The 13692-nt window shown below is 59.7% G+C and carries 14 protein-coding genes and 1 riboswitch; of the genes, 9 read left to right on the top strand and 5 right to left on the bottom strand.

The window, feature by feature from the left end:
- Positions 1-525: TenA family protein (locus BIS11_RS02305; RefSeq protein ID WP_253585699.1), on the bottom strand; the 525-nt coding region annotated here is incomplete at its 3' end.
- 87 nt (positions 526-612) lie between these two features.
- Positions 613-764, bottom strand: a riboswitch (TPP riboswitch).
- Between the two features lie 593 nt (positions 765-1357).
- Here BIS11_RS02305 and BIS11_RS02300 point away from each other — a divergent pair.
- The 3 genes from BIS11_RS02300 to BIS11_RS02290 all read left to right on the top strand — a co-directional run bounded on the left by BIS11_RS02300 (position 1358) and on the right by BIS11_RS02290 (position 3433).
- A complete protein-coding gene (locus BIS11_RS02300; RefSeq protein ID WP_253420162.1) occupies positions 1358-2086 on the top strand; it encodes a hypothetical protein in 729 nt (242 codons plus the stop codon).
- A 452-nt stretch (positions 2087-2538) separates the two neighbouring features.
- The gene (locus BIS11_RS02295; protein WP_253420163.1) at positions 2539-3114 is read left to right on the top strand and encodes a hypothetical protein; all 576 of its coding nucleotides are present in this window, start codon (positions 2539-2541) and stop codon (positions 3112-3114) included.
- 97 nt (positions 3115-3211) lie between these two features.
- The gene (locus BIS11_RS02290) at positions 3212-3433 is read left to right on the top strand and encodes a hypothetical protein (RefSeq protein WP_253420164.1); all 222 of its coding nucleotides are present in this window, start codon (positions 3212-3214) and stop codon (positions 3431-3433) included.
- Between the two features lie 50 nt (positions 3434-3483).
- Here BIS11_RS02290 and BIS11_RS02285 read toward each other — a convergent pair whose 3' ends face one another.
- Complete coding sequence (locus BIS11_RS02285; RefSeq protein ID WP_253420165.1) at positions 3484-3972, bottom strand: TspO/MBR family protein; 489 nt, start codon at positions 3970-3972, stop codon at positions 3484-3486.
- A 185-nt stretch (positions 3973-4157) separates the two neighbouring features.
- On the opposite strand from BIS11_RS02285, the gene BIS11_RS02280 reads away from it, so the two are divergent.
- From BIS11_RS02280 to katG, 3 genes are all read left to right on the top strand, one after another.
- Positions 4158-5213: an alpha/beta fold hydrolase gene (locus BIS11_RS02280; protein ID WP_253420166.1), complete on the top strand. Its 1056-nt coding sequence runs from the start codon at positions 4158-4160 to the stop codon at positions 5211-5213.
- Positions 5214-5388: 175 nt separating this feature from the next.
- Positions 5389-6021, top strand: coding sequence for a hypothetical protein (locus BIS11_RS02275; protein ID WP_253420998.1), 633 nt, complete (start codon positions 5389-5391; stop codon positions 6019-6021).
- 237 nt (positions 6022-6258) lie between these two features.
- Positions 6259-8460, top strand: coding sequence for a catalase/peroxidase HPI (gene katG / locus BIS11_RS02270; protein WP_253420995.1), 2202 nt, complete (start codon positions 6259-6261; stop codon positions 8458-8460).
- Here katG and BIS11_RS02265 read toward each other — a convergent pair.
- Positions 8420-10279 carry a DUF4153 domain-containing protein gene (locus tag BIS11_RS02265; protein ID WP_253420992.1) on the bottom strand — a complete coding sequence of 620 codons (1860 nt, stop codon included), beginning with the start codon at positions 10277-10279 and terminating at the stop codon, positions 8420-8422. The two genes, katG and BIS11_RS02265, sit on opposite strands and share 41 nt — an antisense overlap.
- A gap of 114 nt (positions 10280-10393) precedes the next feature.
- On the bottom strand, positions 10394-11203 hold the full coding sequence (locus BIS11_RS02260; protein WP_253420989.1) for an aldo/keto reductase: 810 nt from the start codon (positions 11201-11203) through the stop codon (positions 10394-10396).
- Positions 11204-11432: 229 nt separating this feature from the next.
- Between BIS11_RS02260 and BIS11_RS02255 the strand changes: the two genes are divergently transcribed.
- On the top strand, positions 11433-11600 hold the full coding sequence (locus BIS11_RS02255; protein ID WP_253421001.1) for a GNAT family N-acetyltransferase: 168 nt from the start codon (positions 11433-11435) through the stop codon (positions 11598-11600).
- Positions 11601-11694: 94 nt separating this feature from the next.
- Here the strand turns inward: BIS11_RS02255 and BIS11_RS02250 are convergent, their stop codons facing one another.
- On the bottom strand, positions 11695-12258 hold the full coding sequence (locus BIS11_RS02250) for a manganese efflux pump MntP family protein (RefSeq protein WP_253420985.1): 564 nt from the start codon (positions 12256-12258) through the stop codon (positions 11695-11697).
- Between the two features lie 280 nt (positions 12259-12538).
- Here BIS11_RS02250 and BIS11_RS02245 point away from each other — a divergent pair, with 280 nt between their 5' ends.
- Entirely contained in the window at positions 12539-13003 is a 465-nt protein-coding gene (locus tag BIS11_RS02245; protein WP_253420982.1) for an Lrp/AsnC family transcriptional regulator, read from the top strand.
- A gap of 7 nt (positions 13004-13010) precedes the next feature.
- Positions 13011-13692, top strand: a 682-nt coding sequence (locus BIS11_RS02240; RefSeq protein WP_253585698.1) for an aminotransferase class V-fold PLP-dependent enzyme, incomplete at its 3' end; no start/stop codon positions are given.

Genomic DNA, 13692 nt, shown 5'->3' with positions numbered 1-13692 from the left:
GGCCTGGAACTCCTCGCCTTCGTACATGGCGATCCACGCATCGAACGGGTTGTCGGCACCGCGCACCGTGGAGCCCTGGGCATTGAGCCAGTTGGCGATCTCGCCGTAGCCGACCAGGCACGGGGCCAGCGCCACGTGCAGGTCCAGCAGATCGCCGCGGCTACCGGTATCCAGCACGTAACGGGTGTAGGCCATAGTCGCGCGTGCTTCGGGCAGTTCGGCAAGCTCCGCTTCCGAAATGCCCCACTCACGGCAGAAGCCGATATGCAGCCCCAGCTCCACGTCCACGATCGCTTTCATGCCTTCATGAGCCTGGCGCAAATCCGCAAGCGTGGGGCTCTTGTAAGCGGCCAGCGCGTAGGCGCGAGCGAAGTGGATCAGGAACAGGTAATCCTGCTTCAGGTAATGGCGAAAGGCGTCTTCAGGCAGGGCGGCGGTGCCCAATTGACGCACGAAGTCGTGCTCGATGTAGGCGCGCCAGTCGTCCTGGCAGGCCGTGGTCAAGTCGGTAAAGCGGTAGCCCATACATCCTCCGGGAGTCGCGATCCGAAGGGCAGGCGAGAAGATCGAGGAAATGGCGCGGAAGTTGGCGAATGATCTCGAGAGAGCGTGCCGGCGCCATCGCTTGATCCCTACGCCGGTACCCGCGCTTTTTGAATGAGCGCATTAGCCGGATCAGGTTCAGCGGGACCAGCGCTTGGCATCCTCGAAGGACACGCCCTGCGCCATCTCAGCCGGATTCACCGGCACCCCGTCAAGCAGTTGTCTGGGCGAGTCTAGGGCGGGGTGACAGGAGATGCAAGAGGGCAGCGGGTATTGGGACAATAAATAAATTTATCATGATAGGTTTTTAATTTAGGTGTTATAACATTGCACTACTTAATGCTTTTGGTTGTATAAATAACTGATTTTATAAATAACTTCTTCGCGTAAGCAATTGCATTGTAAAATTTTATTTGTTTGTCTAGAGTGTTTTAAGGTAGTGTTTGATTGATATGGTTTTTTAACATGCTGATGGGTTAATTGAGTTGTATAGCTAGATGTATGCTTTCTGTTAAAGGTCCGGGTCTTTATGAACTTCGAAATCGATGTGTATTTGCCTATGTTATTACCGCTGCGAGGTGTTATATCTAAGGAAGGAGCTAATCGAGTGAATGCTCAACGTAGTAGTTTTTTAGATGAATTGCCACATTTCATTGCTAACGAGTGGAATGATATCTTAAGTGTTTCTACACCTGAGCTTATAGAGCCAAACTAAGAAATAGATTCTATTTTATCTCAACAATCATCGTTTAATAGTATATTACCAACCGATGTTTTTTATCTGTCCATTTCGTTGAAGCTTGATATTGAGGAATTGCAGTACGAAAATAATAATGAAATTGAACCAGAATTATTTCTGGCAATTGCTGCGATGACAGTTGCTGAAAAGATAGAGATGGCGTTAGCTCTATCCGAAATCTGCTATCCAGGCTCCATAAGTACAATGGATGGCGTCTGCATTTCAGAAGGGTTAAGTCATAAAGTAAAGAGAAAAACTTGGTTTCATGCTCTCGCAGAGCCCGATTCCCTTTTTCCTTCTTGGCCCTCTTTAGAACACGTATCTGTTAGTGCTACATATAAGTGGGCGAAAAAAATTGGATTCGGAGAAGAGGCAGTTGCTACTAGTCGAGTATCCAGGTTGCTTGCAGCATATACGCATGTAATTGGATTAGGTCAAAATAGTGAGGGGGAAGTTCTCTTCCGAGCAATGCAAGGTCTAGAAGCATTTTTCTGCGATGGAGTTGGAGACTTGAGCAGACAGTTATCAAGTAAGTTAGAGCTTTGGATTGGACCCATTAAAGATAAAAATCATAGTATTGGTAAGCTCTATAATGTCCGCTCTAAGTTTGTTCATGGAGAGTCTTATATCGACTATTTTAATCACGGAATGGATATACCTGAGCAAGAAGCTAAATCAAGTATAGCACATGGGTTTGCCTCGATATATGCAGTGCGTCTTTTGATAGCAACTATACAAAATTGCATCAGCCGTGACGTAGAAAATATTTTGTGGAAGTTTGATTTTGAAATAAATCCATTATAAATTGAATGCGGATTAATATAGTCTCGTAAGATGTCTAATATGAGAGGCGTGCAAACTGTAAATCAGAAAAATAGTAAGACTGGTTTTAATAATAAGTCATTATTGGTGCCGGAATCTGTAAAAATAGTAGCTAATTATTCGTCTTCTTGTATGCGAATTGGTGTATGTAATTAATTCGTTGAGATAAATCACTATAAAAGTTTCATTCAGTAAAGTTAGTTTGACCATTCTTTTAGGTGATTAGGAATGGATCTTATGATAGAGATTCTGATACATACAAGGTTTTTCCGATATTCTGCGGGTCTAGAATTTATTCATAAGTTTTATAAAGAAAGCCAAGTGCTCCCACGTTGTCATAAAACGCTATGATACCGCCTCCCCAGGCCCCTCCGTTTATCACGATCCATGAATGACATGGGCGATACGACGCATCAAGGACGACCGACTTGAACATGCATTCACCAAGGCAGTGGATAGTCTACCTGTTGTTGGCGCTGTTACTCAGCGGGTGCGCTTCTCGCGATATACGCTGGATGCACCCCAAGCCGACGCAGGCGCTATTGCAGCAGGCTTACCAAGACTTGCAGGGTTTTCACGTCTACCCCTTGTCGGGCAGCGAGGAGCAGGATGCGTTGAGCAGCGAAGAGGCGGCGCATCTGCTGTCGAATCCGAGCTTGATTCGCCCCACCACACCGAACTTCGCGTTCGTGACGTTCAGCGGTCGCGAGATCACCGTCATCGGGTACAACCAGTACTATCGCCTCGAGCACGACGCGTTCCGCAGCCCGATGATCTACCGCTACCAAGGGGAACTGAAGCGCGCGGACTATACGCTTCCCCACATGGCGCCCAACGTGGGTGATCTGGAAGTGACCTCCCGGCCGATCGACGCGCTGGAGCTTTGGCTTTTGAACGAGCAGCGAACGGTGCGCCCGAATTTTCACGGTACGCTCAAGTTCGAATCGTGGTCCGGGCGGTACACCAAGGTGGCGGCATTCGACCCGCGAAGCTGGCAAAGCATTTTCTAAGTCGTTACTGCGGATGTCTGGTCCGCCTGCCAATCTATCCAGCAGGTTTAACCGAACACGTGGGTCTGTCGACTCCCTACTTCGAGAAAGTGATGGAATGAACACCGAAGACGATGGCCAGGTGCTGGCTCGAGCGTTCTACGACCTGGTCCACGATGACGCGTCGTCGTGGAATGACCTGGCCGAACGGCTCCGGCAGACGGAGGTGGGCCGACTGGGGGATGAATACCGGGTGTCTCGAAACCCCGAATGCCGCGAACAGGCCGGACGTCTGCTGGCAGGGCCGAACTGGTATACGGCCTTGGGACGATCGTTTTAGCGATCAGTCGGTGCGATTGATAGCCCGATTGGGGAAAAGGAGCCTTCGCCTTATCCCAGCACCTGCGGATTCAACTGCCACACGCTCCAGGTCAGCGCGCAGGCCAGGCTCACCCAGGCGAGATACGGCACCAATAGCACGCCTGCGAGCGCCTTGAGCCGCCAGAACATCACCAGCGTCACCAGAATCAGCGCCCACAGCGCCAGCACGGCCACGAACGCGACCGCTCCCAACTGCCACACGAAAAAGAGCCAGCTCCATAGCGCGTTGAGCGCAAGCTGCACCACGAATACGGTAAGCGCCGCCCTGGCGCCACGTTCACGCCAGGCCAGCCAGGCGGCCAGGCCCATCAGCCCGTAGAGCGTCGTCCACATTGGCCCGAACAGCCAGGTCGGCGGCGCCCAGGCGGGCTGCTGGAGCGATTCGTAAAATTCCGCCGCGTTGATCGAGGCCACCGCTCCCACGGCGGCCGCAAGGTAGGCCAGCACCAGCCAGCCGATCAGGCCTGCGATTTGTTTCTTTCGGGTGAGTGTGCGCATGTAAGTTCCCGCCATGAATCGTTAAATTGTTTAAAGCGTAGCGCAGTGCACGGTACTCGGCCATGCATCGGGCTGGGTAGGCGGCTTTAGCCAAGGCGTTGAAGGCACGTCGATCGGTGTGCAGGCCTATGTCTATACTGGCTACGCACTTTCGAAACTCATTCATGGAAGAGAGGAGCCACTCGATGCGATATTCCCTGGTCCGCCACACCCCCTTCACCCGAACGCTCCTGGCGACTGCCGTGGGCGGTTTGGCGATGGTCGCCTACAGCTCGAACGCCCTGGCTGAGGACGCCCCCACCTTCGATGGCGAGCTCTCCGGCTTCGAGTACGCCTACCCGGTCGAGCGCTTCGAGTTCGAATCCCAGGGCCAACAGGTGCAGATGGCTTACCTGAACGTCACCCCGGAAGAGGGCAGCGCCAACGGTCGCACCGTGGTGTTGATGCACGGCAAGAACTTCTGCGCCGGCACCTGGGAGGCGACCATCGAGGCGCTGGTGGACGAAGGCTACCGCGTCATCGCCCCGGACCAGGTTGGCTTTTGCAAGTCGACCAAGCCCGAGCGCTACCAGTTCAGCTTCCATCAGCTCGCCGCCAACACGAATGCGCTGCTCGACGAGCTCGAGGCGGAGGACGTCACCGTGATGGGTCATTCAATGGGCGGCATGCTCGCCACGCGCTTCGCGCTGATGTACCCGGAGCGCACCGAGCAGCTGGTGATGGTCAACCCGATTGGCCTGGAGGACTGGAAGGCGCTGGGCGTGCCGTACCAGAGCATCGACGACGGCTACGCGAGCGAGCTCGAAACCGATGCCGAAGGCATTCGCGACTACCAGCGCTCGACGTACTACGTCGATACCTGGGAGCCGGAGTACGACCGCTGGGTCGAGATGCTGGCGGGCATGTACGCAGGCGAAGACGGCGAGCGAGTCGCCTGGAACCAGGCTTTGACCTCGGACATGGTCTTCACCCAGCCGGTGGTCTACGAGTTCGGCGAACTCGAAGTACCTACGCTCTTGTTGATCGGCGAGCAGGACAACACCGCCATCGGCAAGGCGCGCGCGCCGCAGGATATCCAGGAGACGCTGGGCCGCTACGAGGAGCTTGGTGAGCGTACGCGAGACGCCATTCCCGAGGCGACCCTGGTGGCATTCCCCGAACTTGGCCATTCGCCGCAGATCCAGGCGCCAGAGCGTTTTCACGAAGCGCTCATGAACGGATTGGCGGCGCGCGGGCGCTGATCGTCTTGCCAAGGCGCGAAAGAGCCGTGGCCGCTAGGGGGCGTTTTCGAGAGTTCTGCTAAGGTGATTGAAGACGCACGCGCAGCGCTCGGGCGGGCGCCCGCCGGCGCAAGCGCTCGGCAGGTGCCGCGCCTGATCCGCAAGTACTGGATAACCCTGAAAAAAGGAATTTGTCATGATCAGAACCACCATGGTCGAGCTCTCTACCATCGAAGCCGCCGCGTATCGCCAGAAACTGCGCGGCGGCCATTCCGGCGTCGTCATTCTGCGCTACGACACCGAGCAGCCCGGCATCGCCACGCTCAACCGCAAATCCGGTGAGCCGGATCCTTCTCACCATACCGATACCACGCTGTTTCCCCTCGAGGCATTCAAGGAGGCGCTGGAGCTGACGTCCGGCATGCCTTATTCGCGCCGCGGCAAGGTCAAGCTCAGCGGCGTGAAAGAGGAGGAGTCGAGCCAGGAGGAGACCGCCGAAGAGCTCGCCACCGTGGATAGCGCCGAGTACGAAGCGATCGTCAAGACCTATACCAACCGCAAGGGCGAGCTCTCCTACGAGCTGCTCAACAAGGATTTCATCCAGTTCGCCAAGGGCAGCAAGGTCGTCTCCGACATGGTCGCCAATCACGCCTCGCAAGACGAGATTCGCCAGCATGTCATCAAGGTCAAGCTCGAAGGCATTACTGGCAATCGCGAGCTGACCGAGGCGCAAACCCAGCGAATCGTCGACATGCTCGACGAGGTCAGCCCGCGCCACGTTTTCAAGGAGCTGAACGACGAAATCAGAAAGATGCTGGCCAATCGCTGAGCCTTCGTCGGCGTCTTTCACCTGCGTGAGACGCCGGCTTTTTACGCAGGGTGGCGCCGAGTGGCTTGACGATCCGGCCATTGGCTCCTTCACTGTCACTAGTCTCATCGACCCTTCGTTCGTCGCTCTTGAGCCGTCGAACGAATAACCCTCAGGGCAGCGGGAGCCGTCGACGCGTCAGGCGTTTCGATCCGTACGTCATCCTTCCGAGCCCGGTATGTCGCCAAGGAGAGTCACGTGTCCGATCCCACCCCCAAGCGCCAGGAATGGGGCGCGCGAACCACGCCGCGCCTGCAAGGCAACGAGCACTGGTGGCCCGACCAGCTCAACCTCAACGTGCTGCATCAGAAACACCCCGACGCCAATCCGTTCGGTGAGCACTTTCGCTACGGCGAGGCGTTCGCCAAGCTCGATGTCGATCAGCTCTGCGCCGATATCGATGCGCTGATGACCGACTCCCAACCCTGGTGGCCCGCCGACTGGGGCCACTACGGGCCGTTTTTCATCCGCATGTCCTGGCACGCCGCCGGCACCTACCGCGCCATCGATGGGCGCGGCGGCGGCGGTACCGGCGCCCAGCGTTTCGCCCCGCTCAACAGCTGGCCGGACAACGGCAACCTGGACAAGGCGCGCCGCCTTCTGTGGCCGATCAAGCAGAAGTACGGCGAGTCGATCTCCTGGGCGGACCTGCTTGTGCTGGCCGGCAACCGGGCGCTGGAGACCATGGGCTTCAAGACCTTCGGCTTCGGTTTCGGCCGCTCGGACATCTGGGCGCCGGAGGACGATATCTACTGGGGCCCGGAGAACGAGTGGCTGGGCAACAAGGACGAGCGCTATACCGGCAGCTTCGAGGAGGGCAACCGCCTGCTCGACAACCCGCTGGCCGCGGTGCAGATGGGCCTGATCTACGTCAACCCGGAGGGCCCGAACGGTATTCCGGACGCGGCGAAATCCGCCAAGGACGTGCGCGAGACCTTCGCCCGCATGGGCATGAACGATCGTGAAACCGTCGCACTCACCGTAGGCGGGCACACCTTTGGCAAGATGCATGGCAACGGCCCCGCCAGCGCCGTGGGCGGCGCGCCGGAAGAGGCCAGGCTGCACGAACAGGGCGTGGGCTGGGCCAACACCCACGAAACCGGCCTGGGCGAGTACACCATCACCTCTGGCCTCGAAGGCGCCTGGACGCCCACACCGACCAAGTGGGACAACACCTACCTGGAAACCATCTTCTCCCACGAGTGGGAGGTCACGAAGTCGCCGGCGGGTGCCAACCAGTGGCAGCCGGTGGAAGTGAAAGAGGGCTTCTGGGTGCCGGACGCCCACGTCGAAGGGCGCAAGAACCCACCTGTGATGACTGCTGCCGACATGGCGATGATCGTCGACCCGGACTACCTGAAAATCTCCAAGGAGTACCGCGAACACCCGGAGGTGCTGGCCGACGAGTTCGCTCGCGCCTGGTACAAGCTCCTGCACCGCGACATGGGCCCGCGCGAACGCTACCTCGGCCCACAGGTACCCAAGGAAATGCTCGTCTGGCAAGACCCGGTGCCGGAGCGCGACGCGCCCCTGCTCGACGACGCCCAGATCGAAACCCTCAAGCGGGCCATTGAAGGCACTGGCCTGAGCGCGAAGGCGCTGGTCGAAACCGCCTGGGCCTCGGCCTGCACCTACCGCCAGACCGACCATCGCGGCGGGGCCAACGGCGCGCGCATTCGCCTCGCCCCGCAGCGCGACTGGGACATCAACCGGCGCGGCGGCGTGGCCCAGGTGATCGAGCGGCTCGAGCAGGTAGGGAAGGAGGCGGGCGTCTCGGTATCGCTGGCGGATCTGATCGTGCTGGGCGGCAACGTCGGCGTGGAAATGGCCGCGCAGGCCGCCGGGCATTCGCTGAGCGTGCCCTTCACGCCGGGGCGCACCGACGCCACCCAGGAAATGACCGACGAGGACACCCAGGCCCATTTGGAGCCGCGCCACGACGCTTTCCGCAACTACATGCAGTCAGGCGTGACCGGCATTCCGGCAGAGCACCTGATGGTCGATCGCGCCTTCATGCTCAACCTGAGCGCCCCGCAGATGGCCGCCCTCATCGGCGGGCTGCGCGCACTGGGTATCAGCGCCGGCGAAAGCGACCGGGACGGCGTGCTGACCCGGCGCCCGGGCGAGCTCACCAACGACTTCTTCGTCAACCTGGTCGACATGGCCACGGTCTGGGAGCCGATGAGCGACGACGAGGAGCGCTTTCAGGGACGCGACCGGGCAAGCGGTGACGAGAAGTGGACCGCCACCCGGGTCGATCTCGTCTATGGCTCGAACTCGCAGCTACGCGCCATCGCCGAGGAGTTCGCGGCCAACGGCGGCGAGCGCCACATGCTCGACAAGTTCGTCTCGGGCTGGGTCAAGGTGATGGAGAACGACCGCTTCGATCTGCACCGCTAGGTGCAAGCTCATCGGGCGTAGCGCCAACCGCCGCGCCCGATGCGTTCGAACCTTGATCGAGGGCGCGACGCACGCTTTCGAGCGTTGGTTGAAGGCTATAAAGACAGCGTTCGCTGCGGTACATATCGACCGATCCCGAAAGCGGCTCGATATGGTTTGGAGGCGCGCTTGTCTGGCATATCGAATCGTCTTCCGGTATCACCCCTCCCAGCGGCACGAGCTGGCCAAGCGTTTGCCACGTATCCGCATGTGGGGCAAAGGCCTGGCTCGCCTCATGGGCAGGCGATACCAGCCATTCAAAGCGAAGCTCTGGCGCCATGCGCAGAACGCGACAGGGCAGTTCCTGGCTCAGGCACTGGGGCATCTGTGTGGCCAGCGAGCGCAGCAGAGAGGCGGGAAGGGCATCGCCGTTCACGGCCTCGAACTGACCGGCCACGGCATCGGGGTCGCGCGCATCCACCGACGGCGGCTCGCTCCACCGCGCGCTCTTCTCCAGAGAGCGCTCGATGCGCCGGGCAAGCGCTGGCCGGGTCGTCATGAAATCGCTCTGCTGTATTTCTTTCAGCGCATCGACTCCCGGCTGGCCCAGCGCGAAGCGCAGATAATCCACGTCGAACGCCTCTTCGCTCGTACGCCCTTCCACGAGCCTCTGCACCTGATGCTGCGCCGTCCATTGGCGCAGGTCGGCCAGCGGCGTGTTGATCAGTATCAGCACGCTGGCAACCCATGCCGCCAGTACCATGTTGGCGCGCTGTACGTACACCAGTGCACGTCGGCGATGCCAGACCACCATTACGGTGTAGGTCAGGGTGAACGTCGCCAGCAGTATCTGCAGCACGACGGCCCATAGCCGGTCCAGGCTCGCGCCGTACTGATCGATGCGCTGCCACAGCGCCCAGCCCGCCAGCAGGCTGCCTGCAGGCAGAAGCACGATGCCCAGCCACACCGCGCGGCGAAGCAGGGTGTGATAGGGCGGTGCGCCATTCGCATCGTGGAACACGATGTTGAAGAACAGCAGCAGCGTGAACATCAGGGCCATCAGAATCGAGGACGCCCGGCCCGTCTCCCAGATTGGCTGCAGGCCGGTGACGGGCAGTACCGCCAGAAACAGCACGAAGATCAGTGTTACCAAGGGCAGCAGCGCCCGGGTCAACACCTCGAGCATCTGGCGCACGCTGTGGATCAGGCCAAAACGCGCGCGAACGGTGACCAGCGCGAGCCCCAGCACCAGCCAGGTGACGGGATAGACGAATACCGGCTCGTCGAACAACGTCTCGAACGTGGCGATGCCGATCGCCGCGAACAGGGCCGCCGCCAGCCACAAGAGTCCCCAGAACAGCACAATGAACAGCGCAAGAAGCCCGAGCGTCAGCGCAAACTCCCACGAGATGCTCAACAGCGGCGGGTAAGTCCGCGGAAAGTGGCGACAGGTCGCCGCGCTGCGAAAGAACACCGCCAGAATGAAGAGCGCTGTTCCCGTCGTCACCGCATAGGTGAAGCCAAACGCCTGCCACCCCCACTCGTCGGTACCGGGAGCCTGCGCCACGCCACCCAGGTGCCAGCCCAGCGCGAACAGTAGCGGCGCCAGCAGCAGAGCCGCCGCGTTGAGCCGATCGCGCAGGCGCACCATGCCCAGCAGATAGAACGCCGGCAGCCCCAAGGTCACGCTGTAGAGTGCCTTGAGCCAGCGCGCGTCCGTCATCAAGGAGTGTTCCAGGGCCAGGTGCAGCGCCAGGAGCGCACAGCCCTGGAAAACGGCCATCGATATCAGGGCAAGCCGAGTCGTGTTATCCAGTGCCACGCGTACGCAAGCGTTCATTGACCAGGCCTTTGTGAAAAGACATTCGATGCCGGACAGCTCTTGTCATCATAGCGGACAATCGGGCATCGCTGGCCGGCATCGAGCCTCTGGCGCTAGAGTGCGCTGCGCGGTTCAGTCCCAGTTCGGTGCCAGGTTGGCGGGGCTCACGATGCGCCCGTCCGGCCGGGCGAGTCTGGCGATCTCGTCCATTTCGTCCGGCGACAGGGTGAAGTCGAAGATCGCCAGATTCTCGGGAATGCGCGCGACTCTGGTGGAGCGCGTCAGCGGCACGTCGCCCAGCTGATGCACCCAGCGAAGTGCTACCTGAGCGGCGGTTTTATCGTAACGCGCGCCGATCGCTTTGAGCGTTTCGTTTTGAGGAACGTCGCCCATGGCCATCACGAAAAAGCCGGTCAGCGGCACATTCAGCGCCTGGGCTTTGGCGCGCAGCGTACGCTGGTCGAGAAAGGGGTGCACTTCCACCTGGTTGGTGGTGATCGGTATCTCGCTGACCTCGACGGCCTCGGCCAGCTGAGTGCTGTTGTAGTTGCTCACCCCGATGTGCGACGCCATGCCAAGGCGATGCGCCTCGTTGAGCAGCTCGATCTGGCGCTTGACGGGCATCGTGTGCCCCGGCCAGTGCACCAGCAGAAGATCCACGCACTCGAGCTGCAACCGCGCAAGGCTCTCCTCGATCGAAGCAATGAACGCCTCCTCGCTGAAGTGACGGTTCATGACCTTGGTGGTGACGAACACCTCTTCGCGCGCCATGCCGACATGCTTGAGCGCGCGCCCCAGCGCGGCTTCGTTGCCATAGAGCTGGGCCGTATCGAAGGCGCGAAAGCCTGCGTTCCAGGCAGCGGGCACCAGCTCGGCAACCTGGCGGTCATCGAGTTCGTCCAGGCCAAAGCCGATGGGCGGAAGCGAAGTATCGAGCGTCATGAACTTTCCTCTAGCGTTCAAGTGGTGAGGGCGAGCCAGGAAAGGCGGGCACCGATGAATAAAGACGCCGATCGAGAAGTATTCGACTGGCGAGTCGGCAACATGATAGCCGACTCGGTGGTCTGAAAAGGTTGTAATTTTCGATCAGGCCGATAGCTTTTGACTGCCCGGGTCGGCAAGGCGTGTCAAGGCGTGTTCATCGGTCTTCAAGGAAAGGAAGTGGGGTGTGATGACTTTCGTGATGCAAGGCAAACGGGAAATGTTCTTCATCGACCCGGCAGCGCGCGGCCGGGGCATCGGTTCGGCGCTGCTCGATGACGCTCGCCAGGTGCAGGGAATAACCCGGGTGGATGTGAATGAACAGAACGCTTTGGCGCTGGCCCTCTACCGGCGGTGAGGCTTCGAGGTGATCGATCGTTCGCCGCTGGACGGGCTGGGCAAGCCGTATCCGCTGTTGCACATGGCGTTGGCGGGCGCTTGAGGTACAGGCGTCAGCCCAGAATCCCCGTGTGCTCGATCAGCACCGCGCAGCCGATGCCGATCAATACCACGCCGCCGATCAGCTCGGCCCAGTGGCCCGCCCATCGGCCCAGTCGGTGACCCAGCACCGTGCCGATCGAGGCCATCAGCGTCGTGGCCAGGCCAATCGCCAGGCTGGTAGCGATGATATCCACGTCGATGAAGGCCAGACTCGCGCCCACGGCCATGGCATCCAAACTGGTGGCGGTGGCGGTCAATACCAGTAGCCAGAAGGTCTGGCGGCGATGCGCGATCCTCTCTTCCTTCTTGAGACCGGCATGCACCATGTGGGCGCCGATGGCGCACAGCAAAGCGAAGGCGATCCAGTGATCCCAGGCCTGGACGAAGCGCTGCGAGGCCATGCCCGCTGCCCAGCCCAGCACTGGGGTGATCGCCTCGATGACGCCGAACACCAGCCCGATCCCCACCGCGTGACGAAAGCGGGGGCGGACGAGTTCGGCGCCTTTGCTGATCGAGGCTGCGAAGGCATCCGCTGACATCGAGAAGGCGAGAAACAGTAGGGCAACGGGCGTCATGATCGAATCGACTCTGAAAGATGTAGGGCCGCTTGAGCGATGGCTAAAGGGCAGTTGGATCATGCGCGAATGCTAGCATGCGGCCGTGCTGGAAAGAGCTAAGTGGTTAAAAAATAAAGTTGATTACCGATAAGTTAAATAGCCAAGGCTAACAATGTAAGCCTGGGAACAGATTGGCGCTTCGCTTTGCGAGTAGCGCTGGAAAATATTTCCTCCCACGCCTCGATAAGGCCCTGTCAGGGGAATATTATTTCCCTCACAAGGCCTGGAGGGTAATAAATTGCTTATTGATCGTTTCGATTTAAAAATTCTTGAACAGCTTCAGCGCGATGATAGCGTATCCATTGCGCAGTTGGCCGAGAAAGTGGGGCTTTCTGTCACCCCTTGCTGGCGGCGTATTCAGCGCCTGGAAAAAGAGGGCGTGATCGAGAAGCGCATCGCCGTGCTGAACCCCCGCAAGCTCGATCTCGGCCTGACCGTTTTCGTGATGATCAAGACCGACAAGCACAGCCAGGCCTGGCTGGACGCCTTTCAGGAGGTCGTCCAATCCTTTCCGGAAATCATGGAGGTGAACCGCCTGGCCGGCGAGTTCGACTACCTGCTGAAGGTCATCACCCGCGACAACGCTGCCTACGACGCCTTTTACAAAAGACTCATCGCGAGAATAGAGCTAAGCAATGTCACATCCTGCTTCTCCATGGAACAAGTCAAGAAAACCAGCGAACTGCCCCTCGGCGAGCTCTGACGCGTGGATGGCGCGCCTGGCCGATGACGTGATCGGTGAAGGCGAGCCGTTCCAGGGCCCCTTCGGTACGCGGGCGCTGCTCTACGCCGACTACACCGCCTCGGGCCGGGCGTTGGGCATCGTCGAGGAGGCGATGCGCACCCAGGTACTGCCCCATTACGCCAATACCCACACCGAAACCTCCTACACCGGACGCACCACCACCCGGCTGCGCGAGGACGCCCGCCGCCAGATCGCCCGGGCGGTGAATGCCGACGACGACTACGCGGTGATCTTTGCAGGCAGCGGCGCCACCGCCGCCATCGACCGCTGCTGGAAGATGCTCGGGCTCACCCAGGGCGAGGCGAGTGCAGGGGGTGACGCGCCGGTGATCTTCCTCGGCCCTTTCGAACACCACTCCAACGACCTGGTCTGGCGCGAGTGCGCCGCCGAGATTCGGCGAATCCCCTTGAACGCAGCCGGGCTGATCGATCTCGACGTGCTCAAGGACGAGCTTGCCCGCCATCAGGGCCGGCGGCTGATCGGCGCGTTCTCGGCGGCCTCCAACGTGACCGGGGTGAAGAGCGACGTTCGGGCCATCGCGCGCCTGATGCACCGCTTCGGCGGTATCGCGCTGCTCGACTACGCGGCCAGCGGCCCTACATCTTTCAGAGTCGATTCGATCATGACGCCCGTTGCCCTACTGTTTC

This window comes from Halomonas sp. 707D4, assembly GCF_024158685.1.
Lineage (GTDB): Bacteria > Pseudomonadota > Gammaproteobacteria > Pseudomonadales > Halomonadaceae > Vreelandella.
Note: the sequence above shows the minus strand (reverse complement) of the source record. Positions and strands in the feature narration are given on the sequence as shown.